We start from the raw sequence: 24,825 nt of genomic DNA, 5'->3' as shown, positions 1-24,825 counted from the left end.
GCTAATTACGAACGGCTAAAATAGCGTTTTAATGCCTGTACCAATGTCCCAATTGATTGCTGACTAATATCATTATGAGTCACCAATCGAGTCACACGCTCAGCAGACACTAAAATACCTTGTTCCGCCAATGCACGACCTAATTGCTTAACATCAACATGTTCGGCAATATTAACAAACACCATATTGGTTTGTACTAAGCCCATATCAACGCTAAATTCATCAAACTGAGCAAGTTGCTCCGCCAAATAACGCGCATTAGCATGATCTTCAGCTAACCGCTCAACTTGTTGGGTTAAAGCAAGCTCACCAGCGGCGGCTAAAATACCGGCTTGGCGCATACCACCACCTAGCACTTTACGCCAACGCCTGGCTTTAGCGATCAAACGCTCGTCACCTAACAATAATGAACCTACAGGTGCACATAAACCTTTTGATAGGCAAATTGAAACAGAATCAAAGTGCTGAGTAATATCAGCAATTTGGATACCTTGCGCCACTGCCGCATTAGCAACACGAGCACCATCTAAATGAATCTTTAGTTTATGATTAAACGTCAATGCTTGAGCTTGTGCTAAATATGCCTGCGGTAACACTCGACCAGAGATAGTGTTTTCTAAACTGACCACTTTAGTTCGAGCAAAATGGATATCATCTGGCTTGATTTGCGCCACAATCTCATCTAAGGCAATAGTGCCATCAGCTAGGTTAGCGATAGGTTGTGGTTGAATACTGCCAAGGACGGCAGCTCCACCACCCTCAAAACGATAATTATGAGCTTCTTGACCACAAATATACTCATCACCACGTTCACAATGTGCCATTAATGCTAAAAGGTTAGCCTGAGTACCAGATGTGGTAAATAAGGCACCATCAAAATCAAACATCTCACATGCTAGTGCTTCAAGTCGATTAACACTTGGATCATCGCCATAGTAATCATCTCCAACCTCAGCTTGCGACATTGCACGGCGCATTGCTTCTGTAGGTTGAGTTACTGTGTCACTTCTAAAATCAATCATAACAAGCTCAATTAGGCATCAATAATGACCTCGAACTCTATCCCTTTGTTATGTCTCTGTATATAAATATTAGTGTGAAACATTCCACAGGATCACAAATTAAATTAAGCATTCCTTTTACCTTCTAAGGCCAAGCCATACCATACAAACTAATTTAAGCAGACGATGAATTAATAAAACTAATCCAATTGACCATTAATTGTCGCTGTCTTTTATTCGCTAATTAAGGCAAAATTCACGCCCTCATTGACTCAGCTGTTGTTTTCATTATGCAAGAAGCTCAATTTATTAGTTTATTATGGTTAATCGGTATTTTAGCCGAGGCTATGACCGGAGCGCTGTCTGCCGGTAAAAAACAGATGGACCTTTTCGGGGTGGTTATTATTGGCTGTGCAACCGCAATTGGCGGTGGTACTCTGCGCGATATGCTACTAGGTAACTATCCATTAGTGTGGGTTGAGAATGTACATTATTTAATTGCGATAGCTGGCGCCTCACTACTGACAGTAATTATTGCGCCGGTTATGCGCTATCTCTCTAAACTATTTTTAGCGATTGATGCGTTGGGTTTAGCTGTATTTTCAATTATTGGTGCACAGAAAACGTTAGCGCTAGGTTTTAGTCCTGTGGTTGCTATCGTTATGGGTGTGGTGACAGGCGTATTTGGTGGCGTGATCCGTGATATTTTATGTAATCAAGTACCACTTATTTTCCAAAAAGAACTATATGCCATTATTTCATTAATGACGGCTGCACTTTATATTTTATTGCAGCATCTTGGTATTACTGAATGGGTTAACCTTGCCATCAGTTTAGGGTTTGGATTCGGTTTCAGAATCTTAGCCATCAAATACCATTGGTCTATGCCAACATTTGATTACCAATATTCATCAGGTCACTAACATAAAAAAAGCCGGCTAAGCCGGCTTTTTTATTAAATGTAAATTACTTTGCAGGTAACTCTTTTACATGAAGATCCATTTGTGGGAATGGGATACCGATGTTGGCATCATCTAGAGCAACTTTAACCTGCTCCATTACTTCAAAGTAAACTGTCCAATAGTCAGCCGTTTTAACCCATGGTCGAACAACAAAGTTCACTGATGAATCAGCAAGCTCTAATAATGCTACTGTATAAGCAGGATCTTTCAGTACTAACGGGTGATTTTCTAATACTTGCGACAATACCTCTTTAGCTTGCTTAAGATCAGCGTCATAAGCTACACCAATCACTAAATCCACACGGCGTTGGCCTAAAGCTGAATAGTTAGTAATTGTGCCATTCATGATTGCAGAGTTAGGCGCAATGACGACTTTATTATCTGGTGTATGTAAACGAGTAGAGAAAATAGTAATTTCATCTACAGTACCAGATACACCCGCAGCCTCAATGTAATCGCCTACACGGCATGGACGGAATAATACCATCAACACACCAGCAGCAAAGTTAGATAATGAACCTTGTAATGCTAAACCTACAGCTAAACCAGCCGCACCCACAACAGCAACAAGTGATGCGGTTTGAACACCAAGTTCACCTAAAGTCGCAATAATAGTAAAGGCAAATACCACTGCCCAAACCATGTTGCCCACAAACGATGCTACGGTGGTATCAACTTTACGCTTGTCCATTAGTTTAGTGGTTATATTACGAGCGACATTCGCTAGAAATTTACCAATGATAAAAATCAAAATCGCAAAGATGACTTTCATGCCATAGGTTGCGATAAGATCCGGTGCTTGTTTCATAAAACCATCAAGGTTTTCCATGGAGATGCTCCCTTAAAACTTAAAGTTATAAGTGCGAAATCAGGCTAAGCCATAAATCGCAAAATTAAATCGAATTATTATCGTTCGAAATATCATTCGGTCGTTTAAAACAAACGTATAATATCTACATATAATAACACTATTAACCTAGTTTCAATCAATGTATCACTTTGTGAGTGAGTGAGTTTTATACAACAAATTTAATAAAATATACAACTCAATTGCAGAACTGTCATTAACACATAAGAATTAATTTATTGAATCTTAAGTAAGTTTTGCTAGTAAACTTATAAATACACTAGCAAAAAAAAGTAAAATAAAAGCGGCCTAAGCCGCTTTTATTTTAGGCTATTTATCAGCCTTGGGAGGGAAATTCGTCAAAATATTGGCTACTGCCTTATTGACTGCAGTAATTCTTTCTTGCGGGGTATACTGTTTTTGTAAAGTATCAGCCAATGATCCGCGCCATACTAATTTGTCTGTTTTACGGTCAACAATATCAATAATTAAGGTACCAACATTATATTCACGCACGACTGTTTGAGTGGAAACATTAGCACTTGGTCCCCAGTAAGGACCGATAAAGTTAGGATCATAAAAAGGTGAATAGCCATAATTAGTCGTAAAGGTATCAACATTGACTTCTTTATCAACTTTAGTGAGGTAGTTTACCAAGATATCCGCTTTATCAGCAGCAACCAACTTTAGCCCTTTAGCTTGTAATTGGTCATTAACCGCATTACGGACACGCTCATCCATCAACCATCAAGGTGGTACTCGCTGCCAGACTGAGTTTGTACCCAAGCATATGTCTTAAATTGGGTAAAGTTAACGTCAGGATTATAATCCCAATTCGTATTAACCGAGCTACATGCGGCCAACAACATGACCACTAGTCCTACAAATATATTTCTCATCATACCAACCTATTTTGCTCTAAACGAAAGTCATACCTATGCAGCTTAACCTTGGCAGTTATTATCTACAACCAAATTATTGTTTAAATATACCCCATTAATAAACAGTGTAATTTCATAATATTGTCTATTTTATGACAATTTTCGCTTAAATTTAGTTCAATACAGTGAAGACTTATGTCAATACCTATAAATTTGTTAAACTTACAACAAATGCACACGTTAACGATACAATGATGAGAATAGATCCCAATATTGCACTAGTTTTTAGTACTGACAAAGGTCGAATTGAGCCAGAAAAAGAAGTTGCTACCGCCCCAAAAGGTGATGGTGTCATTCGAATTCATCGTGATAGTAAAGGCCGTAAAGGGAAAGGGGTCTCTATCATTAAGGGATTAGAGCTTTCAGTCGACGAATTAAAAGCCCTAGCTCAAAAATTAAAAAAACAATGTGGTTGTGGTGGTACAGTCAAAGACTTTACCATTGAAGTTCAAACAGATAATCGCGATCAGTTAAAACTGTTATTAGAGAAAATGGGTTACCAAGTTAAACTGGCTGGCGGATAGTTATCTGGTATTATTGCGAGGTTAAATATGGAAAGCTTACAAAATCAATTCCTTATAGCTATGCCATCATTAGATGACAGTTTTTTTGAGCGTAGTGTTATTTATGTTTGTGAGCATGACAACAAAGGCGCAATGGGCGTCATGATTAACCGTCTTGCCGGCGTTAGTATTGAATCAGTGCTTCAACAAATGAAGTTAATTGAAGAAGAGATAATACTGCCGCCGAATATGGGCAATAATGTATTGGTCGGCGGCCCAGTAAGCACCGACCGTGGTTTTGTTCTACACCCACCCAAAGCTGATGGTAAATGGACTAATTCAACCATGATCAGTGACGACATCATGCTCACCACATCCCGTGATGTATTGATCGACCTTGGAACAATTAAAGGGCCAGAGCAATACTTAGTCGCATTAGGTTATGCAGGTTGGGCAAATGGCCAACTTGAGCAAGAACTTGCTGATAATCTATGGTTAACAACACCAGCCGATCAGCAAACGCTATTCCACTTAGCCCATGAACTGCGTTGGCAACAAGCAAGCCGCAGCTTAGGATTTGATACTTGGCAACTTTCTAGCCAAACTGGACACGCATAGTAAATGACAACACAAACTGTATTAGGTTTTGATTACGGAACCAAAAGTATCGGCGTAGCAATTGGCCAACAATTGACTGGCAGTGCCAACCCGCTATTATCATTAAAAGCCGTTGACGGCATCCCAAAATGGGAACAGATAGAAGCACTTATAAAAGAGTGGCAACCGGACTTGATTGTGGTGGGATTACCACTGAATATGGACGGTACCGAACAAGAGATGACACAACGTGCGCGCAAATTTGCCAATCGAATCCATGGTCGTTTTAAAGTTAACGTAGCAACACAAGATGAACGCTTAACCACGGCTGATGCCAAGGCGCGTTTATTCGAGTTAGGTGGATATAAAGCCTTAACCAAAGACCAAGTTGATGCGGTATCAGCAGTGTTAATTATCGAAAGTTATTTTGAAAATCAATACAGCTAGTTTCTTTGCCAAGAGAATCTGCACTTTTTGTTTGTAAAACGTCGCCCAACGCGACGTTTTTTTATGAGCTATTCTCAACAAATAAGCGCTATAAACGCGTAATCATTAGATAATTTAGCGTTTTTGTAGTATAAGCAGCGTCACTTTTATTTTTACTATCACGATCGCTATCGTGCTGGAGCTTCATATGTCAGATAAATTTTTCTTTAAAGGGCGTAAAACCCCGCGTCCAAGATACGAAAGTTACGGTTACAACACTAAACGTTTAGTGAAATTAGGTACCCAAGAAAACCCATTACAACTCACAGTAGCGACTGAACAGCGTCAACAAGAGATTGAACAATTACTAGCACAACACCAGCTAGTAGGTACTGTAGCAATCAATGCCGATGTTGCCGAAAACATTGTTGATTTAGAAGGTATTTTAAATAAGCCACAAACAACAACTTTCGAAAAGAAACCCAATCGAAATGACGATTGCCCATGTGGTAGTGGTAAAAAATATAAAAAGTGTTGCGCTTAATGCGACATTAGTTGCTATACGACAGGGAATGTCGATAGCCCCTCTACGACTCACTTCGAAAACAATACTGACCAAATCATATAAACAATCAATTTATCTATTGTATATCGTAAATTTAAAATATACGATATATAAACAACTTCAAAAAACGAATTTAAGATGACTGATTTTACTCCAATATCCGCTTTACTCGGTGGTGCTCTACTTGGCATTAGCGCATTACTGCTCTTACTCTTTAATGGCAAAATTGCAGGCATCTCAGGTATGCTGAATGCAGCATTTAGCAAGCAAGCTGGTAAATCATGGCGTATAAGTTTCTTAATAGGCTTAATGATTGCCCCACTCATACTTAGCCATAGTCAATGGCAGCTACCACAGCATATCGAGACCCATTGGATCACAATCTTAATTGCAGGTCTCTTAGTTGGTATCGGTACACGTATCGGCTCAGGTTGCACTAGCGGTCATGGGGTCTGTGGTTTGGGTCGATTATCGACACGTTCATTAGTCGCGACGATCACCTTTATGTCAGTCGCAGTATTAACCGTATTTATCACCCAGCTGTTTTAAGGCAATACTATGCAAATTATTATCGCGTTGATCTCGGGCATTTTATTTGGTTTAGGCCTCACCATTTCACAGATGGTTAATCCAAACAAGGTACTTAACTTTTTAGATATTAGTGGTCACTGGGATCCCAGCCTTGCTTTAGTCATGTTAGCTGCCGTATCGGTATTTGGGCTCGGCTATAAAATACTGATTAAACCTGAGTCGAAGCCAATTTTAGCTCAATCTTTCTCATTGCCAAGCAAAACAGATATTGATAAACCCTTAGTCATTGGCGCCATCATATTTGGTCTTGGCTGGGGCCTAGCTGGTATTTGCCCAGGCCCTGCTATCAGCAATATATCAGCTGGGGAACCTAAAATATTAGGCTTTATAATCATGATGCTAATTGGTATGAAAACGGCCAATTTAATACTAGCCAAATCAAATAAATAATAAGTGATATTATGCAAGATTATTCAGAAATCAAACAGCATGCTCAACAAGCCGCTGATTTACTAAGAGCAATGAGTAACCCTCACCGCTTGATGATTTTATGTTTATTACAACAAGGAGAGTTGAGCGTAACCCAAATAAATCATCATTTACCTATGCCACAATCAAGCTTATCGCAACATTTAGCAGCATTACGTAAAGAAGGTTACGTACAAACCAGACGCGATGCACAAACGATTTACTATTCACTCAACAGCCATGAAGTCAAAGCGATGATAGCGACCTTGCATCAATTATATTGCAGTAATAACACATAAAAACATGACAAAAAAACAATCTAATCGATTTGTTCAATGAGTATCATCGCTTTTATAACATTGACCCTATCTAAGTAAAAACATATAACATGCATATAAAATACATATTTAAAGAGGGTTATATGATTTCATCAGAAAATATTGCGATTGTTAAGTCTACTGCTCCAATTCTTGCGCAAACTGGTCCAGCGTTAACGGCACATTTTTATGAACGAATGTTCAATCATCACCCTGAACTCAAAGATGTATTCAATATGAGTAATCAGCGCAATGGCAATCAAAGAGAAGCACTATTTGCCGCCATTTGCGCTTATGCAAATAATATCGATAACCTCGAAGCATTATTACCAGCAGTAGAAAAAATCGCTCAGAAACATACCAGTTTTTTAATTACGGCTGAGCAATATCAAATTGTAGGTGAACACTTATTAGCAACGATAGATGAAATGCTTGCCCCCGGTGAAGCCGTATTAAATGCATGGGCAGCAGCCTATGGTGTATTAGCCGATATTTTTATTAACCGTGAAGCGCAGATTTATCAAGAAAACGCCCAAAAAGAAGGCGGCTGGCGCGGATTACGTCAATTTACTGTGATTGAAAAAAATATAACCAGTAAATTTATCACCAGTTTTGTCTTTAAACCGACTGATGGCGGTAAAGTAATGACTTATAAACCGGGCCAGTATTTAGGAATTAATATCCAATCAGCTCAGTTTGATAATCATGAAATTAGACAATATAGCCTATCATCAGAACCCCAAGACGATCGTTACCAAATTTCGGTTAAGCGTGAGCAACATGGAAAAGTCTCAAACTACTTACATGATGAAGTGAATGTAGGTGATACAGTGATGCTACTACCACCAGCAGGTGACTTCTTCTTAAATGTGAATTCAACGACTCCGATAACATTGATCTCTGCAGGCGTGGGGTTTACGCCAATGATGGCGATGCTAAAAACGTTAGCTAAGCATCCGATGCCAATTAACTGGTTACATGCGACTGAAAATGGTGAGCAACACTGCTATCGTGACGAAATTAAGCAATTACAATCTAATTATTCCCAGTTGTATCGCCATATTTGGTATAACCAACCACTCTCATCAGATATTCAGGGGCAGGATTTTGATGATGCAGGGTTAATGAACTTAAACACAGTCCAACAGCAATTATTACAACCTGATATGCAATTTTATTTATGTGGCCCAGTCCCATTTATGCAGTTTGTGGCGAAGCAATTAATCCAAATGGGTATTGATACAAACCGTATTAATTATGAATGTTTTGGTCCTAATAAAGTACTTTTAGCGTAAATCACTATAGCAGGCATAAACAATTGAGATTATTGGGCTATATATCCATTAATCTCATTTTTATGTTCAATCACAGACTAGGTCTTACATCTGGTTCAAGCCAAACTGCTTTTGCAATTTCTTTGATAATCCCAAGGACACAAGACGATATGATTCGTTGATGTAATAAATCAATGCCTCATCATCCACGGTGTTAGCATCATATTGTTGGATCCACTTCATTCCTCTTGTCGCAAAATAAGGTGCAGGATGATAGCCCTCACTCATTTTAAGAAACTCATAATTACGCTCAGAGACTTTAAAAGTAAATGTTGCATCGCCATCCTTGCTCTGCCCGCCAATAGCAAATACTTTGCCTGCCACCTTCCACACATGTGAATTACCCCATTGCATCACATAACTACTCGCAATAAGTGAACCACAGTGTTGATTAAATTGTTCATATGTCATGCTAGCACCTAAATAAAAGGCCGCAAAAGCGGCCAAATATAAACTCAAACTATAAATAAGGTTTAACCACATCGAGCATCATTTCAATATGATCGTCGTCGGCATTCAAAGCTGCAATATAGCGATAAGACTCACCACCCGCTTGTTCAAATACCTCTTTGTTCTCTTCACAAATCTCTTCTAACGTCTCTAAGCAATCGGCACTAAATGCAGGACAAATCACAGCGATATCCTTTACCCCTTTAGCAGGAAGCCCCGCTAAAGTTTCATCAGTGTATGGCGTTAACCATTTAGCTTTACCGAAACGAGATTGGAAAGTAGACATATATTGGTCTTCACTTAAGCCCAATTCAGCAGCAACAGCCTTAGTTGTCGCGATACAGTAACAGTAGTATGGATCACCTAAATGTAGATTACGCTCTGGCATACCGTGATATGACAGTATTAACTTTTGCGGCTGACCATTTTGCTCAAAATCATCACGGATACTGCGTGCCAAGGCTTTAATAAATAGCGGGTTATCATAGTAGCCATTAATAAAGTGTAATGACGGCACTAAACGCCATTGAGTTAACTCTTTCGCAATGGCATCAAATACAGTACCTGTGGTTGGTGCGGCATATTGTGGGTAGAGAGGTAATACCACAATCTTGTTTACCCCATCATGTTGCATCTGTTGCAATGTGCTAGCAATAGATGGATTACCGTAACGCATTGCAATATATACTTGCGTGTCATTCGCTTCGGCTTGTAGTAACTGGCTTAATTTATGTTGCTGCTGCTTGGTAATAGCCATTAACGGCGAGCCATCTTCAGTCCAAACACTTTTATATAGCGCGGCTGATTTAGCTGGGCGAGTGCGTAAAATAATACCATGTAAAATCAGCATCCAAATAAAGCGGGGGATCTCAACCACTCTAGGGTCTGCCAAAAACTCAGCTAAATAACGACGTACTGATGGCGTTGTGGGCTCATCTGGCGTACCCAAATTAACTAATAAAATACCTGTTTTATTTTGCCCTTGATGACCTTGTGCTTTACTTAAGCCTTTATATTTATACACGCTACTACCTTTAATCGTTTTCGTTTTTAAGTGTTAAGTTAATTGCTTCTATTAGCTCTTTGCTATCAGGTTTGACTCTAGAGTTAAACTGCTGCACCTGTTTACCATCACCACTCACCAAATATTTATAAAAGTTCCATTTGGGTGACGCTGATTGTTCGGTCAAATATTGAAACACCGAATTAGCATCGCTGCCCCTGACCTCACTGGTGGCCAGCATGGTAAATGTTACGCCATAGTTGATATAACAAACGTCAGCAGTTTTGGCCTCATCATTTTCTTCTTGAAAGAAATCATCTGATGGAAACCCAATAATAACAAGTCCTTGCTCTTTATATTGCTGTTGTAGCTGCTCTAATGCTTCAAATTGTGGGGTAAAACCACAATTACTCGCGGTATTAACAATTAGTACAGGTTTGCCCTGAGTTAACTGACACAAATTGACCTGTTCAGTTGAATGTAATTTGCGCATTTCTACATTCAAATATTCAGGGCAATCTTGGGCGAAGACCGCAAATGGCAAGGTGAATAATGCCGCTATTCCATATTTTTGCATTAGCAACTCCTATGCTGAATGACCGTTCTATTTATATTCTAAGCATAAATCAGCTCAGTTGTGAGGTAAATAACTTGCTTTCGATTGCGGTAATCTAATGACAAAGGCACAGACAAAAACGCAGCTACCGAATACGGCAACTGCGTTTTAATACCAACTTGATTAAGAAGGTCATCATTCAGCGGGAGTTCAAACCAAAACTAATCCATATCGAGCGTAATACCATCGAAGAAATGGCTATTTTCCTCTTTGTTACTCAATTTGATCATTAACCGTAAATCGTTTGGCGAATCAGCACAATGCAATGCATCGACATAGGTAATTTCATGATCTTGAAATAATTTAAATAAGGCCTGATCAAAAGTTTGCATCCCTTGCTCAGTAGAAGCTGCCATCGTTTCTTTTAATTTGTATAACTCATTTTTGCCAATCAGACTGGCCACTCGAGGCGTATTAATCAACACTTCAATAGCGGCCCGACGCCCTTCCCCATCGGCACAAGGAATTAATTGCTGCGCGACAATCGCTTTAAGATTCATCGACAAATCAGATAACAACTGACGATGATTAGCCTCTGGCACCAAGTGCATAATGCGATCGAGTGCTTGGTTAGCATTGTTGGCATGCAATGTTGCAACACATAAGTGACCCGTCTCAGCAAATGCCAGTGCAAACTCCATCGTTTCAGGGCTACGGATCTCACCAATCAGAATCACATCCGGCGCCTGACGCAATGAGCTTTTCAAAGCCGCCTCAAATGATTCAGTATCAATCCCTACCTCACGCTGCGTCACAATACTGCGTTGATGGTTATGAACAAACTCAATCGGATCTTCAATCGTTAAAATATGGCCTGCTTCATGGCCATTACGATAACCAATCATGGCCGCTAGTGAGGTTGATTTACCCGTGCCAGTACCGCCGACCATGATAAGCAAACCACGCTTACTCATAATTAAGTCTTTTAAAATAGGCGGTAGATGTAACTCATCCATATCTGGAATGGTGGTTTCAATCCGTCGAATCACGCAACCTAATGACTCCCGTTGCATAAAAACACTGACCCTGAAACGTCCTAAACCTTGGCGAGCAAAAGCAAAGTTACACTCTTTGGTTTGTTCAAAGTCATGTGTATTTTGCTCAGTCATCATGCTGTGCACTAAATCAGCTGATTGTTGTGCAGATAGCTTTTTGTCAGAAATTGTCATCAGTTCCCCGTCAAGCTTCATGCTCGGTGGAAAACCTGCGGTAATGAATAAATCAGAACCTTTACGGTCAACTAACGTTTGTAAAAACGGCGTTGCATCCATGAGGAATACCTATCTATTTAAAAAGTTGTTTGTTTATTGCTACTTTTCGCTAATGCATCTTCACGTGAAATTAAGCCACGGTTAACCAAATTCTGTAAACACTGATCAAGTGTCTGCATACCATGCGCCATACCTGTTTGAATGGCTGAATACATTTGAGCGACTTTATCTTCACGAATAAGGTTACGGATTGCTGGAGTACCCATCATAATTTCATGGGCAGCCACTCGACCACCACCAATCTTTTTCACCAAGGATTGTGAAATTACCGCCTGTAATGATTCAGACAGCATAGTACGAACCATATCTTTTTCACCGCCAGGGAATACATCAACTACACGGTCAATGGTTTTGGCCGCAGACGTCGTATGCAAAGTACCAAATACGAGATGCCCCGTTTCAGCCGCAGTCATCGCCAGACGGATTGTCTCTAAGTCACGTAACTCACCCACTAAAATCACATCTGGATCTTCACGTAATGCACTACGCAGCGCGGCATTAAAGTTATGAGTATCACGGTGAACTTCACGCTGATTAATCAAACACTGCTTATTGTCGTGCACAAACTCAATAGGATCTTCAATGGTTAAGATATGATCTTTTCTATTTTCATTAATATAGTTAATCATTGCTGCCAACGTCGTACTTTTACCTGAACCTGTTGGTCCCGTAACCAAGACTAAGCCACGAGGAAAATCAGCAATTTTTTTGAAAATTTCAGGGGCGCCCAGCTCTTCTAATGACAACACATTATTGGGAATGGTACGAAAAACGGCAGCAGCACCACGCGCTTGATGAAAAGCATTAACACGAAAACGAGCTAAGTCAGGAACTTCAAACGAGAAATCAATCTCTAAATGTTCCTCATAGTCTTTACGCTGTTTATCATTCATAATGTCGTACACTAAACTGTGCACGCTTTGGTGATCTAATGGTGGCAAGTTAATTTTTCTTACTTCGCCATCAACTCTTATCATGGGTGAGACGCCAGCAGAAAGGTGCAAATCAGATGCGTTGTGCTTTACACTAAAAGCTAATAACTCTGTAATTTCCATTATTTAAAATATCCATTAGATTTAATTTATTGATCATGACAACAATATCAGACAGATTGCTTCAAGCACAGCAACGAATTGAACTTGCAGCAAAAAAATCAAACCGAGAGGCTGGGGAAATCACCCTGCTTGCCGTAAGTAAAACCAAACCTATCAGTCAAATTGAGGCTGCATATCAAGCAGGCCAACGTAAGTTTGGCGAAAACTATGTGCAAGAAGGTGTAGATAAAATAACTCAAATGCAGACTCAATATCCAGATATTGAATGGCATTTTATTGGCCCATTACAATCCAATAAATCAAAGTTAATTGCTGAACACTTTGACTGGATGCACACCCTAGATAGAGACAAAATTGCGCAGCGACTTGCCAGTCAACGACCTAGCGGTATGGCGCCATTAAATGTATGCATTCAGGTCAATATTAGCCAAGAGCAAAGCAAATCAGGCATCGCAATTGATGATATCGAACAACTTGCAGACAAAATCAGTCAAATGCCGCAACTAAACTTGCGTGGATTAATGGCGATTCCAACCGCAACCGATGATCTCACTATTCAACAACACGAATGCCAGCAACTGAATAATGCTTTTCTAAAGTTAAAACAACGATATCCAATGCTAGATACACTCTCTATTGGCATGAGCAATGATTTAGAAATCGCCATCGCGAATGGCTCGACCATGGTTAGAATTGGTAGCGCTATATTTGGTGCCCGTGATTACCAGTAGTTTTTATTGCTTATTCAGGTAAAGTGCTGCCAATTAGGCTTGTTTTTTACCTGAGTCAACCCCTATTATTAACGCTTAATTAGCATCAACATGCTTTCCATCATTATCGAGAACTCAATGAACCAAGCAAAAATTTGTTTTATTGGTGCAGGCAATATGAGCCGCAGCATTATCAGTGGTTTAGTTACAAGTGGTTATGATGCCAATTTAATCTACGCAACCAACCCAAGCCAACCCAAATTAACCGCATTAATGGCTGATTTTGGTATCCACACCAGCAATGATAATTATGCCACTGCGCAATTAGCTGATGTTATCGTACTTAGCGTTAAACCACAGATGATGGCCGAAGTATGCCAAGCATTAGCGACACTTGATTTATCCAGCAAACTCATTATCACTATTGCTGCGGGGGTTCCTGCTGCGCGTTATCAAGATTACTTTGCTCAGCCACTGCAATTAATTCGCGCCATGCCAAATACACCAAGTCAAATTGGTTACGGTATGTGCGGTTTGTTTGCCACAGAGGCGATTAATGCTGACCAAAAACAGATCGCTCAAGCTATCATGGCAACGGGCTCAAAAACACTATGGGTTGAGCAAGAATCTGAGCTTGATTTAGTGATAGCACTTGCAGGTAGTTCGCCAGCCTATTTCTTTATGTTTATGGAATCTATGCTAGCCAGTGCAACGGCAATGGGCATGGATGAAGCAAAAGCAAGATTACTCGTTGAGCAAGCGGCCCTTGGCGCAGCCAAATGGTATGTCAAAATCCACAGCTATCATTGGCGCAATTACGCCAGAATGTGACATCTAAGGGTGGCACAACAGCAGAAGCAATTAACACTTTTGAGCAAGGTAAATTGCCCGAGTTGGTTGATAACGCAATGCAAAACTGTATTGCTAGAGCTCAGCAAATGGCTAAACAATTTTAACTTAATTGAGAACATTAAATGAACGCAATAAGCTACTTAATTAGCACCGTATTTGAACTCTACCTGATGGTGGTTATTTTACGCTTGTGGTTACAATTAGCACGAGCAGATTTTTACAACCCATTTAGCCAATTCATAGTTAAAGCAACTCAGCCTATCCTAGCGCCAATGCGTAAAGTGATCCCGTCAATTGGTGCCATTGATACCGCAGCAGTCATTCTGGCTGTACTGGTCGTTATTGCTAAAATTGTGGTATTAAGCCTAATGGCTGGCGCAGCTATTGATATTCCAACACTGTTAATTTATTCAGTTGTGTCAGTATTTAAACAGGCTGGTGTATTACTTTTCTGGATGCTAATCATCCGCGCAATTTTAAGTTGGGTAAGCCAAGGCTACAATCCAATTGAAATGGTAATGGGTCAACTCACTGAGCCATTATTGGCACCAATCCGCCGTATTTTACCGCCAATGGGTGGCTTAGATTTATCACTATTAGTGGTCATGATTGGTCTAAACTTCCTTAATATGTTACTTGCTCAATATGTACCATTTTGGGCTGTTGCTTAATGGCAGCAGTAGAAAAACAACAAGATGACTTACTGATAAGCTTATACATACAGCCCAAAGCAAGTCGAGATCAAATTGTGGGTATTCATGGCGACGAATTAAAAGTCGCCATTACTGCTCCCCCTGTGGATGGAAAAGCTAACGCGCATTTAACTAAATACTTTTCTAAAGCATTTAAAGTCCCTAAAGGCAGTATTCACATACTCAGAGGTGAATTAGGACGACATAAACAAGTCAAAATTATTGCCCCTCGCCTTATCCCTGACGTTATTGCAGCGTTAATCTAATTTACTATTAGGTTTATTGTCTTTGAAATAAAGTGCCTTGGAGATAAAGCAACAAAGCTTTATCTTCAAGTTGCTTCACACTATGATTAAGTCAAATCAATCACCTATACGGATTATCGCTATGTTTAAGCAACTATTCGGCTCATTATTAATCACCCTTAGTCTTATGAGCTTTGCGCAAGCAGGCCAAAAACAGACTGTGGGCAACTATGATATCCACTACATGGCGCTTGATAGTACTTTTTTAACGCCAGAAATTGCGCGTTTTTATGATATTAAACGCAGTAAATATACAGGCTTAGTCAATATCACTGTCAAAAATATGAAAACTGAGGGCCACCCTGCTGTTGCCGTGCAAATCCAAGGCACCGCTAATAACTTATTAGACGCGAGAAGAACCCTAAACTTTAGAGAAATTCGCGAAGGCCAATCAATTTACTATATTGCCGAAGTCCCATTTAGAGATGACCAAACCATTAACTTTAATATCGCCATTCGCCATAAGAAAGATCTCAACACGGTGTTAAAATTTAAACAAAAGTTCTTTATCGACTAAAAATGTCCCAATCAGTGATGGTCTCGGTGACCATCACTATTCCATGCGGCATCTTGCTCCAGTATGATAGCCACCTTTCCCTATAGATTAGAGTTCAATATGAAACAGATCGTGCTTGCCAGTGGTAATAAAGGCAAATTAAAAGAATTTAGTGAAATGTTTAACCAATTCAATATTGAAATGCTGCCTCAAAGTCAGTTCAATGTAGGTGACGTTGCAGAAACGGGCACCACCTTTGTTGAAAATGCCATTATTAAAGCGCGTCATGCCGCAGCAATCACCAATATGCCAGCTATTGCGGATGATTCAGGCCTAGAAGTTGATGTATTAGAAGGTGCACCGGGTATCTATTCAGCCCGTTACAGTGGCGAAGGTGCAAAAGAGCAAGATAACTATTTAAAATTACTAAACGCACTTGAAGGCAAAACCGACCGTCAAGCACGATTCCAGTGTGTATTGGTTTATATGCGCCATGCCAAAGATCCAAGCCCAATTATCTGCCAAGCAAGTTGGGAAGGAACAATTGCCCTTGCACCACAAGGTGAGCAAGGCCATGGCTATGATCCTATCTTTATCCCAGAACAGCAAAGCTGTACTGCAGCTCAGTTAACTGCAGAGCAAAAGAATGCGGTCAGTCACCGCGGTAAAGCACTCGAAAAACTACTTGAGCTAATGAAGCAGCAAGGCGTATTAAATTAATGTTAGAGCTACCACCACTTAGTCTGTACATCCATATCCCTTGGTGTGTACAAAAATGTCCCTATTGTGATTTTAATTCTCATGGCCAGCAAGGTGAATTGCCTAAACAGCAATACATAGATGACCTATTGCGAGACTTAACACAAGATATGGGCTATGTACAAAATCGTAAGTTGCATAGCATCTTTATTGGTGGTGGTACTCCCTCATTGATGGATGCTTGTCATATCAAGCAGCTTTTAGAAGGTTGTAATGCACTCATCGAATTTGAAGACGATATCGAAATCACCATGGAAGCGAATCCAGGCACGCTGGAACATGATGATTTAACCGCATACAAACAAGCGGGAATTACCCGTCTTTCGATTGGTGTACAAAGTTTTGCAGAGCGTAAACTGAATCTATTAGGCCGCATTCATAATCAAAATGAAGCGGTTGTTGCCGCGCAAAATGCGGTAAAAGCAGGTTTTAATAGCTTCAACCTCGACTTAATGCATGGTTTGCCAGAGCAGTCATTAGCCGATGCGATGGCCGATATTGATAAAGCAGCCAGTTTAATGCCGCCGCATCTGTCTTGGTATCAACTTACTATAGAAGCCAACACTCTATTCCACTCTAAGCCACCCGTGCTACCCGATGATGAAGATTTATGGCAAATCTATTCTCAAGGTCAGCAGAAGCTACGTGAGCTTGGATATGAGCAATATGAGATATCTGCTTACGCAAAGCCGGGTTATCAATGCCGACATAACCTCAATTACTGGCAATTTGGTGACTATCTTGGTATTGGTTGCGGTGCTCACGGCAAAATCACACTGCCGCAGCAAGATAGAATTATTCGTACCGTCAAAATTAAACACCCAAAAGGCTATTTAGGCGCAGCAGACTTCACCTATGATGTTGAAGATATTGCCGTAGAAGATAGACCATTAGAGTATTTAATGAATCGTTTTAGATTAATGACAGCTATCCCTAAATCTGAATTTGAGCAACGCACAGGCGCAAGCCTAAGTACCGTCGCCGCAGGTGTTGAACAAGGTATAAAGCTTGGCCTTATGACCGAAACACAAAGCCATTGGCAATTAACAGATAAAGGCCATATGTTCGTTAACGAACTGCTGTCACACTTTTGTGACTAACCATTGCAGAAACATTTAATTAACAATTAACGTTTCACATCTATAATCGGCTTCTTTAAAATGAGAGTTTCATTGCAAGGGAGCCGATAATGAATCTACATAAAACACTCGTCGCAGCCGCTGTCTGTAGCGCCGTCATGATAACAACCGGATGTTCGACAACGACTCCAACTGCAGCTCAATCCACCGTCAGTCAAACTGCAACCATAGATTATAATCAACAAGCCAATCAGCTATTTGATGATATTTTCAAAGAAAATGTAATGGCAAGTCCTGAATATCAAACTTACCTAGGCATTAAGCAGGACTACGGCAAATGGGATCCGATGACAGAAGCGGCAAGCGCGCAAGCATTGGCACGCAGTAAAAGCCAGTTAGCACGTCTTGGCCAGCTTGATAGTAATCAACTAGACCAGCAAACCGCACTTAGCTTACAACTGTTTAAACAAGCCCTACAAAATGAAATAGATGATTATCAGTGGCGTCATTACAATTATCCACTCAATCAAATGTATGGCGTGCATTCCAACTTACCCTCATTTCTGATCAACCAGCATCAAATTGATAATGTAAGTGACGCCAAGGCTTATATCAGCCGCTTACAGGGCATCCCAGAGCAAATAAATCAACTAGATGAAGCATTAAAAATAAGGGCTAAAAAAGGCATTATTGCACCTAAATTTGTATTCCCATACGTTATCTCAGACAGCCAAAATATTATTAAAGGCGCGCCATTTACCCAAGGACAAGACAGTCCACTGTGGGCCGACTTTAAAGCTAAAGTCGCCAAGTTAGATATCGATGCAACACAAAAACAGCAGCTACTAACTCAAGCAAAAAATGCACTAATAGAACAAGTTAAGCCGGCTTACCAAAAAATGATTCGATTTGTTAGCCAGCTACAAGAAGTGGCAGATAACCGTGATGGCGTGTGGAAATTCCCACAAGGCCAACAGTTTTACAATAACGCCCTTAAGCGCACCACAACGACAGATTTAGATGCGCAAACCATTCATCAGCTCGGGCTATCCGAAGTTGCTCGTATCCATAATGAGATGCGACAAATTATGCAACAGGTCAACTTTGACGGCAGTTTAGCCGAATTTTTTGTTTTCATGCGCGAAGATCCACAATTTTATTACGCTAATGATGCAGCGGGTAAAGCAGCCTATTTAAAACAAGCAAAACAATATATTAGCGTAATGGAATCACGCTTAGATGAAGTCTTTAATATCAAGCCTAAAGCCAGCATGATTGTAAAACCAGTTGAAGCCTTTAGAGAAAAATCAGCAGGAAAAGCTTTTTATAATGCGCCAACGCCTGATGGTAGTCGTCCAGGTACCTATTACGCGAATTTGTACGACATGAAAGCGATGCCAAGCTATCAAATGGAAGCACTCGCCTACCATGAAGGCACACCTGGTCACCATATGCAGATAGCGATTGCTCAGGAACTCGAACAATTACCACAATTTAGACGTTTTGGCTCATATACCGCTATATTGAAGGCTGGGGACTATATAGTGAATATTTCCCTAAAGAGATGGGCATGTACCAAGATCCCTACAGTGATTTTGGCCGTTTAGCGATGGAACTATGGCGAGCTTGCCGTTTAGTGGTCGACACAGGTATCCACACTAAACAATGGAATCGAGAGCAAGCTATTGCTACTATATGGAAAACACACCTAATGCAGAGTCTGATGCGATAAAAATGGTGGAGCGACATATTGTGATGCCATCTCAAGCAACCGCCTACAAAATTGGTATGCTGAAGATCTTGGAGCTCAGAACACAAGCGCAACAAACCATGGGGGCAGCATTCGATATTAGAGAGTTCCATACTCAACTACTAAAAAATGGGCCACTGCCACTTGACGTATTAGAGCAAAATATAAAACGCTGGTCACATATAGAAAAAATCCCCAGTGTTTAGCTGGGGATAAATACAGGATGATGGCTTCATTACGGCTATGACGTAATGAGGCTACTAACTTGGTTTGTCAGTATAATTAACGAGTTAGTCGAACAACTATATGCCCCATAAGGATTAATACAATAGTAAAATTATGTTCACTATTTAACCGCAGTCATATGCTCTACACTTAAACCGATTTCTAGCGTAAGCCACCAAAAAACAACGGGTTTAGTAAATTAATCACTAAACCCGTTTGATTATTTTGTACTCAGAACTTTATTTACGCTCTTGGTACAGATCCAAATATGGAACATCCCAATAAGGAGGGCTACCAATGCGATCTTTAATAAAGTCGATAAAAGCACTCACCTTCGGCGCAAGATGTTTACGACGAGGATAAACCGCTTGCAACGGCAGATGGTTAGTCATTTGCCAATCACGCATTAATGGTACTAAGGTGCCCTTTTCAATCTCACCTTCAAGCAGGTAACTGGCAAGATAAACAACGCCTAAACCACTGACTGCTGCAGATTTTAATGCAGGCGCATTATCAACACGGAAATTACCAGTAACACCTATCTCACAATGCTCTTCGCCCTTCTTAAATTGCCATACACTGTGCTCATGCCACTCACCTTGATAAACCAAACAGTTATGCTCAACCAATTGCTCAGGATGCGTTGGCGCACCATATTTAGCAATATAGTCAGGTGAAGAAACTAACATAAACTGGCACTTCATTAACGGACGAGCCACCATGCCTAATGGTAATTGTTCAGACATCGTTAATAACAGGTCTAGACCTTCGCTGACCACATCAACTTTATGATCTAATAAGCTGATCTGTAATTCGAGTTCAGGATATTTATTCATAAACTCTGGTAATGCAGGAATAAGATGCATTGCACCAAATGACTGTGAAATGCCTACTTTCAGTAATCCACGGGTTGCATCATTTAAGTTATGTACGCTGGCCACTGCTTGATCAGCATCTCGCAATAACTCTTCACCTTGAGTGTAAAGCAATTGACCCGCTTCAGTTAGGCTTAAACTACGAGTCGTGCGCTGAATTAGCTGCACACCAAGTTTATGCTCTAAGTCTGCAACTTGAGTACTTACTTTTGATTTTGATATCCCTAAACGACGAGCTGCCGCACTAAAGCTTCCAGCTCGAGCAACATGGGTAAAAATGGCAATAGGTTCTAATAGTTCTAACATCTAATTCACCTTAAGCTGGATACAACAAAGGTTATAGTCATAGGGAGCGTTTCATTACTCAAACGGCTATTTGTCGTCAACCGAGCGGTTAAATAACTGAAATATGAGCAATACTTCAACCACAATAACGCAAAATTGATTCAAATTACAGCCCAAATAAATCTCAGCCTTTATATAAGTTGGTGGCAGTATAACAAAATGTCACATCACAATCACATTAAGACTTAATAAAAATTTAAAAAATAAAGGTTAAACCATGAAAACCAAGTAAAACCCAATAAAATCACCATATTTCACTTTTAAACAATTAAAATCATTAAGTTGAAATTATATCAATAATAATATAAACCATCTTAATAGCGATAAAACAACAACTAACCTAGCGCTTTTAACGGTATATTCATTTTATTACAAAAAGGGCGATTACTTTGCAGTAATCGCCCTTTTTGATACAAATCTACTCAGCTATATATCTAAAAGATGGAACGTCCAAGTTCTTGGCTTAAAGATTCAAGCATTGCAGTACCTGCCAATGAGTTACCACATTCATCTAATTCTGGTGACCATACACATATCGACATATCACCGGGGATCACCGCGATAATGCCGCCACCAACACCACTTTTACCCGGCATACCTACGCGATAAGCAAACTCGCCGGCGCCATCGTAAAGGCCTGATGTAGCTAATAAAGCATTAAGCTGACGTGTTTGCACGGGGGAAATAAGTTGCTTACCCGCTAACGTAGTGCCTTTATTAGCTAAAAATAGCATCGCCCGCGATAAGTCAGCACAACTCATCTTAAGCGCACAATAATGAAAATAACTACGTAGTACGTTATCAACACCATTGTGGAAGTTACCAAATGATTTCATCAAATAAGCTATTGCAGCATTACGGGCACTAAATTGATATTCCGAGTCCGCCACCTCTTTGTCATAGCAAATACTCGGATTACCGCTTAAGTTACGCACTAACTCCAACATGCGATGTTTGGGTGCGCTTAAGCGACCTTGCAAAAGGTCTGCAATGACTAATGCACCAGCATTAATAAACGGATTACGCGGAATACCACGTTCAAGTTCAACTTGAACCAAAGAGTTAAATGAGTGACCAGATGGCTCCTTACCTACACGCGCCCAGATTTCGTGCTCTTCGTATAAGGTAAGTGCTAATGACAAGCTGAAAACTTTAGAAATACTTTGTATCGAAAATGGCTCAAGGTAATCACCAGCTCCAATAGTGACGCCATCGATTGTCGTTACCGCAATGGCTAACTTATTCGGTTCAACGTTACCTAGAGCTGGGATATAATCGGCTACCTTGCCCTTACCCAGCAAGACTCGAGCTTGCTCGACGACTTGCTGTAATAATTGCGGTTCAGGCATCTAACCCCACCAAATATCATATAATTCAGTAACTTCAACTTGAGATACAGCTTGCTTATCCCAAAATGCTTTTACTGCATTACGATCATCTTCAGTGCATTTACCTAATGATTGAGTGGCAATAATACCTTCCCACTCTTTATGTCCGCCACCATGGAAACCCAATTTACGTGGCTCAATAACTTCAACAATAAATTGATCAACGATGTCATCAATTTGAGTTTCAGTCACATCAGCAGCAAACTGCCAACTTACATCAAATCCCAACTCTTGAAATTCATCGACACGTAATTTCTTACGTAAACGGCGATTACGATTAGACGCCATAGATAGATCCTCTCTCAAGTAATTAATAAAACTGAATGTTTATGCGATACGCTTAAACATTAAATCCCATACGCCATGGCCTAAACGATGACCACGAGCTTCAAATTTAGTTAATGGACGGTGCTCAGGACGTTCAACAAAATCACCAGTTGCAGACAAGTTGCTATAACCTTCTGCTTGGCTCATCACTTCAAGCATATGCTCGCCGTAGTTTTCCCAATCTGTCGCCATGTGGAATACACCACCAATCGCCAACTTGCGACGAATTAATTGCGCAAATTCAGGCTGTACGATACGGCGCTTATGGTGACGCTTTTTGTGCCATGGATCAGGGAAGAACAACTGCAGGCGCGCTAGGCTACCGTCAGCAATAGTTTGCTCTAAAATTTCCATCGCATCATGATGGAAAACACGTAAGTTAGTCACACCAGCTTCAGCAGCATCAGAAAGACATGCACCAACACCCGGTTTATGTACTTCAATACCAATAAAATTAAGTTCCGGAGCAGCTTTCGCCATTTCCACTAATGATGCGCCCATACCAAAGCCAATTTCAAGTACCGTATCAGCTTCACGGCCAAAAACTTCAGTTAAATTTAATGGCGTAGTTGAATGCTCAAGACCCATAATCGGCCATTGCTGTTCAATTGCTTGCGCCTGCCCTTTAGTTAAGCGGCCTTCGCGTAATACGAAACTTCTAATTTTACGTAAATATTTGCCTTCTTCATTAAATTCAGGCGTAGTAACAGGGTTTAAGCCCATAATTTTAAAACCTTTTTATACCAATAATTAAACTATGGCATTAATTTTGTACCAATTCTGTACCGTCACTAAAAACGACAAAACCGATATACCTAATGATAGTTTATATTCAAATGTTGAAATTGCGCGGGATTATACTGAGATTTGGTGATGATAGCGAGCATCTGAGCAAGTGCTCTAAATAACAGACTATCGAAACACCTTAACATCGAGGCAGATTTATACTTAGCTACAATCATTGATAGCTATCGGAATAAGTAAGCCGTAATGTCATTACGGCTAGCCTATGATTAGATTTAAATAATGTCTAAAGATAGCTCTAAATAGACCTTAATTGGAGGATTTTTAGTTAAATGTATAACTGTAACCTAACGTAAAACCACTTAATTCATATGCATCTTCATCAACTTGCTGACGCCATTCAACATTAATACTTGAAGATTCAGTTAGAGCATATGAACCGCCAAAGCCATACGCGAATCCATTATCAGTAACTTCTTCTTTTTGATTTAATACCTCAGCTTCCATCGAAGTAGAAGCATAACCTGCTAATGCGTAAACTGAAAAAGCATTAAAATCAATATGCGGCTTCAAATATATGCCTAAATAATGATTTACTTTAAATGAAGCATCAGCAATTCCCTGTAACGACTTAGAATCGCTATGAACTCCAAGGCCTGCATTTGCATAAATATCAAAGAATTGATTAATGCTATATGCTCCTGAAACCTCGAATGAATATGGTTTAAAATCTGGAACATCTTGCTCTTCGTATGTCCACATACCAACTGATGCACCCAAGGTAAAACGATTGACATCTGCCGCTTGCACACTAGTAGATAAAATAAGCGCACCAAGTCCTAATATAACTTTGTTCATGCATATCCCTTTTATTATTTATACGCTTAAATTTTATAAAAATTTAATTTATTTTTATGTGATTAATAAAATATAAAATACAAAAACAGTAAATAATTATTCTTTATTGTGAACATACGCTTAAATTTTTTTTACCTCAATTATCATTACTACATAATAAATTTTACCAAACAAACCACATGGGAAAGCACCATTACCGACATATGAGTAATTAATGATGGTAATTAATATTACCAATTAATGGTTTTTCTACACGATCAACCCACAATCTAAATGTTCTTGTAGTCTGTAATGAGGTTTGGTTATCACTAGCGATGCCTAATGGGATGAGTTCATGATGGCAAAATGTCTTAACAACGAAATACTTAAGCAAATACTTAAGCCAGCAAATACTTAAGCTACAAATACTTAAGCCAAATACTTAAGCCACCCATTATTAATCTAGCTCTGAAATCATCAATTCCAAATACTTAAGCCACCCATTATTAATCTAGCTCTGAAATCATCAATTCCGACCAAACAAATACTTAAGC

At 39.9% G+C, this 24,825-nt stretch carries 27 protein-coding genes and 3 pseudogenes; 17 read left to right on the top strand and 13 right to left on the bottom strand.

Annotation, left to right across the window (positions count from 1 at the left end; translation table 11 throughout):
- Window positions 1-5 precede the first annotated feature (5 nt).
- Entirely contained in the window at window positions 6-1,022 is a 1,017-nt protein-coding gene (gene ltaE / locus JCM15074_RS03305; protein ID WP_025819900.1) for a low-specificity L-threonine aldolase, read from the bottom strand.
- Between the two features lie 269 nt (window positions 1,023-1,291).
- Here ltaE and JCM15074_RS03300 point away from each other — a divergent pair, with 269 nt between their 5' ends.
- The gene (locus JCM15074_RS03300; RefSeq protein ID WP_025819899.1) at window positions 1,292-1,924 is read left to right on the top strand and encodes a trimeric intracellular cation channel family protein; all 633 of its coding nucleotides are present in this window, start codon (window positions 1,292-1,294) and stop codon (window positions 1,922-1,924) included.
- Between the two features lie 43 nt (window positions 1,925-1,967).
- Here the strand turns inward: JCM15074_RS03300 and JCM15074_RS03295 are convergent, their stop codons facing one another.
- Both JCM15074_RS03295 and JCM15074_RS20675 read right to left on the bottom strand, forming a co-directional pair.
- Window positions 1,968-2,792 carry a mechanosensitive ion channel family protein gene (locus JCM15074_RS03295; RefSeq protein ID WP_025819897.1) on the bottom strand — a complete coding sequence of 275 codons (825 nt, stop codon included), beginning with the start codon at window positions 2,790-2,792 and terminating at the stop codon, window positions 1,968-1,970.
- A 348-nt stretch (window positions 2,793-3,140) separates the two neighbouring features.
- Window positions 3,141-3,709: pseudogene (locus JCM15074_RS20675) on the bottom strand (DUF4136 domain-containing protein).
- A 236-nt stretch (window positions 3,710-3,945) separates the two neighbouring features.
- On the opposite strand from JCM15074_RS20675, the gene yciH reads away from it, so the two are divergent.
- The 8 genes from yciH (at window position 3,946) to hmpA (ending at window position 8,453) form a co-directional block, all read left to right on the top strand.
- The gene (gene yciH / locus JCM15074_RS03285) at window positions 3,946-4,275 is read left to right on the top strand and encodes a stress response translation initiation inhibitor YciH (protein ID WP_025819895.1); all 330 of its coding nucleotides are present in this window, start codon (window positions 3,946-3,948) and stop codon (window positions 4,273-4,275) included.
- A 27-nt stretch (window positions 4,276-4,302) separates the two neighbouring features.
- Window positions 4,303-4,872: a YqgE/AlgH family protein gene (locus JCM15074_RS03280; RefSeq protein ID WP_025819894.1), complete on the top strand. Its 570-nt coding sequence runs from the start codon at window positions 4,303-4,305 to the stop codon at window positions 4,870-4,872.
- Between the two features lie 3 nt (window positions 4,873-4,875).
- On the top strand, window positions 4,876-5,298 hold the full coding sequence (ruvX, locus tag JCM15074_RS03275; protein ID WP_025819893.1) for a Holliday junction resolvase RuvX: 423 nt from the start codon (window positions 4,876-4,878) through the stop codon (window positions 5,296-5,298).
- A gap of 187 nt (window positions 5,299-5,485) precedes the next feature.
- Window positions 5,486-5,821 (top strand): PBPRA1643 family SWIM/SEC-C metal-binding motif protein, encoded by a 336-nt coding sequence (locus JCM15074_RS03270; protein ID WP_025819892.1) that lies wholly within the window; start codon window positions 5,486-5,488, stop codon window positions 5,819-5,821.
- A 159-nt stretch (window positions 5,822-5,980) separates the two neighbouring features.
- Entirely contained in the window at window positions 5,981-6,391 is a 411-nt protein-coding gene (locus JCM15074_RS03265) for a YeeE/YedE family protein (RefSeq protein WP_025819890.1), read from the top strand.
- 9 nt (window positions 6,392-6,400) lie between these two features.
- On the top strand, window positions 6,401-6,823 hold the full coding sequence (locus tag JCM15074_RS03260) for a YeeE/YedE family protein (RefSeq protein WP_025819889.1): 423 nt from the start codon (window positions 6,401-6,403) through the stop codon (window positions 6,821-6,823).
- Between the two features lie 11 nt (window positions 6,824-6,834).
- On the top strand, window positions 6,835-7,140 hold the full coding sequence (locus tag JCM15074_RS03255; RefSeq protein ID WP_025819888.1) for an ArsR/SmtB family transcription factor: 306 nt from the start codon (window positions 6,835-6,837) through the stop codon (window positions 7,138-7,140).
- Between the two features lie 122 nt (window positions 7,141-7,262).
- Window positions 7,263-8,453 (top strand): NO-inducible flavohemoprotein, encoded by a 1,191-nt coding sequence (hmpA, locus tag JCM15074_RS03250; RefSeq protein WP_025819887.1) that lies wholly within the window; start codon window positions 7,263-7,265, stop codon window positions 8,451-8,453.
- An 84-nt stretch (window positions 8,454-8,537) separates the two neighbouring features.
- On the opposite strand, the gene JCM15074_RS03245 is transcribed toward hmpA, so the two are convergent.
- The 5 genes from JCM15074_RS03245 to JCM15074_RS03225 form a co-directional block, all read right to left on the bottom strand.
- Entirely contained in the window at window positions 8,538-8,903 is a 366-nt protein-coding gene (locus JCM15074_RS03245) for an MmcQ/YjbR family DNA-binding protein (RefSeq protein ID WP_025819886.1), read from the bottom strand.
- Between the two features lie 49 nt (window positions 8,904-8,952).
- Window positions 8,953-9,966, bottom strand: coding sequence for a ferrochelatase (gene hemH / locus JCM15074_RS03240; protein ID WP_025819884.1), 1,014 nt, complete (start codon window positions 9,964-9,966; stop codon window positions 8,953-8,955).
- 10 nt (window positions 9,967-9,976) lie between these two features.
- Entirely contained in the window at window positions 9,977-10,522 is a 546-nt protein-coding gene (locus tag JCM15074_RS03235) for a glutathione peroxidase (protein ID WP_025819882.1), read from the bottom strand.
- A 200-nt stretch (window positions 10,523-10,722) separates the two neighbouring features.
- Window positions 10,723-11,832, bottom strand: coding sequence for a PilT/PilU family type 4a pilus ATPase (locus JCM15074_RS03230; protein WP_025819881.1), 1,110 nt, complete (start codon window positions 11,830-11,832; stop codon window positions 10,723-10,725).
- A 17-nt stretch (window positions 11,833-11,849) separates the two neighbouring features.
- Window positions 11,850-12,887 (bottom strand): type IV pilus twitching motility protein PilT, encoded by a 1,038-nt coding sequence (locus JCM15074_RS03225; protein WP_025819879.1) that lies wholly within the window; start codon window positions 12,885-12,887, stop codon window positions 11,850-11,852.
- A gap of 35 nt (window positions 12,888-12,922) precedes the next feature.
- Here JCM15074_RS03225 and JCM15074_RS03220 point away from each other — a divergent pair, with 35 nt between their 5' ends.
- The 8 genes and pseudogenes from JCM15074_RS03220 to JCM15074_RS20665 all read left to right on the top strand — a co-directional run bounded on the left by JCM15074_RS03220 (window position 12,923) and on the right by JCM15074_RS20665 (window position 19,736).
- A complete protein-coding gene (locus JCM15074_RS03220; protein WP_025819877.1) occupies window positions 12,923-13,618 on the top strand; it encodes a YggS family pyridoxal phosphate-dependent enzyme in 696 nt (231 codons plus the stop codon).
- A gap of 117 nt (window positions 13,619-13,735) precedes the next feature.
- A pseudogene (gene proC, locus JCM15074_RS20670) lies at window positions 13,736-14,553 on the top strand (pyrroline-5-carboxylate reductase).
- Window positions 14,554-14,571: 18 nt separating this feature from the next.
- On the top strand, window positions 14,572-15,120 hold the full coding sequence (locus tag JCM15074_RS03210; RefSeq protein ID WP_025819876.1) for a YggT family protein: 549 nt from the start codon (window positions 14,572-14,574) through the stop codon (window positions 15,118-15,120).
- The gene (gene yggU / locus JCM15074_RS03205; RefSeq protein WP_025819874.1) at window positions 15,120-15,407 is read left to right on the top strand and encodes a DUF167 family protein YggU; all 288 of its coding nucleotides are present in this window, start codon (window positions 15,120-15,122) and stop codon (window positions 15,405-15,407) included. Before JCM15074_RS03210 ends, yggU begins: the two co-directional genes overlap by 1 nt.
- A 121-nt stretch (window positions 15,408-15,528) precedes the next feature.
- On the top strand, window positions 15,529-15,963 hold the full coding sequence (locus JCM15074_RS03200) for a DUF4426 domain-containing protein (RefSeq protein WP_025819873.1): 435 nt from the start codon (window positions 15,529-15,531) through the stop codon (window positions 15,961-15,963).
- Between the two features lie 99 nt (window positions 15,964-16,062).
- Entirely contained in the window at window positions 16,063-16,662 is a 600-nt protein-coding gene (rdgB, locus tag JCM15074_RS03195; protein WP_025819871.1) for an RdgB/HAM1 family non-canonical purine NTP pyrophosphatase, read from the top strand.
- Window positions 16,662-17,801, top strand: a complete 1,140-nt coding sequence (hemW, locus tag JCM15074_RS03190) for a radical SAM family heme chaperone HemW (protein ID WP_025819870.1) — start codon at window positions 16,662-16,664, stop codon at window positions 17,799-17,801. Before rdgB ends, hemW begins: the two co-directional genes overlap by 1 nt.
- A 263-nt stretch (window positions 17,802-18,064) precedes the next feature.
- A pseudogene (locus JCM15074_RS20665) lies at window positions 18,065-19,736 on the top strand (DUF885 domain-containing protein).
- Window positions 19,737-19,994: 258 nt separating this feature from the next.
- Here the strand turns inward: JCM15074_RS20665 and JCM15074_RS03180 are convergent.
- The 5 genes from JCM15074_RS03180 to JCM15074_RS03160 form a co-directional block, all read right to left on the bottom strand.
- Window positions 19,995-20,936: a LysR family transcriptional regulator gene (locus tag JCM15074_RS03180; protein WP_025819869.1), complete on the bottom strand. Its 942-nt coding sequence runs from the start codon at window positions 20,934-20,936 to the stop codon at window positions 19,995-19,997.
- A 473-nt stretch (window positions 20,937-21,409) separates the two neighbouring features.
- Complete coding sequence (gene glsB / locus JCM15074_RS03175; protein WP_025819868.1) at window positions 21,410-22,324, bottom strand: glutaminase B; 915 nt, start codon at window positions 22,322-22,324, stop codon at window positions 21,410-21,412.
- Window positions 22,325-22,651 carry a 50S ribosome-binding protein YggL gene (locus tag JCM15074_RS03170; RefSeq protein ID WP_025819867.1) on the bottom strand — a complete coding sequence of 109 codons (327 nt, stop codon included), beginning with the start codon at window positions 22,649-22,651 and terminating at the stop codon, window positions 22,325-22,327. It abuts the gene before it with no gap.
- A gap of 39 nt (window positions 22,652-22,690) precedes the next feature.
- On the bottom strand, window positions 22,691-23,413 hold the full coding sequence (gene trmB / locus JCM15074_RS03165) for a tRNA (guanosine(46)-N7)-methyltransferase TrmB (protein WP_025819865.1): 723 nt from the start codon (window positions 23,411-23,413) through the stop codon (window positions 22,691-22,693).
- A gap of 345 nt (window positions 23,414-23,758) precedes the next feature.
- Complete coding sequence (locus tag JCM15074_RS03160) at window positions 23,759-24,292, bottom strand: outer membrane beta-barrel protein (RefSeq protein WP_025819864.1); 534 nt, start codon at window positions 24,290-24,292, stop codon at window positions 23,759-23,761.
- Between the last annotated feature and the right edge of the window lie 533 nt (window positions 24,293-24,825).

This window comes from Shewanella marina JCM 15074, assembly GCF_000614975.1.
In the GTDB taxonomy this organism is placed as follows: Bacteria; Pseudomonadota; Gammaproteobacteria; order Enterobacterales; family Shewanellaceae; genus Shewanella; species Shewanella marina.
This window is presented reverse-complemented; position numbering and strand designations above follow the sequence as displayed.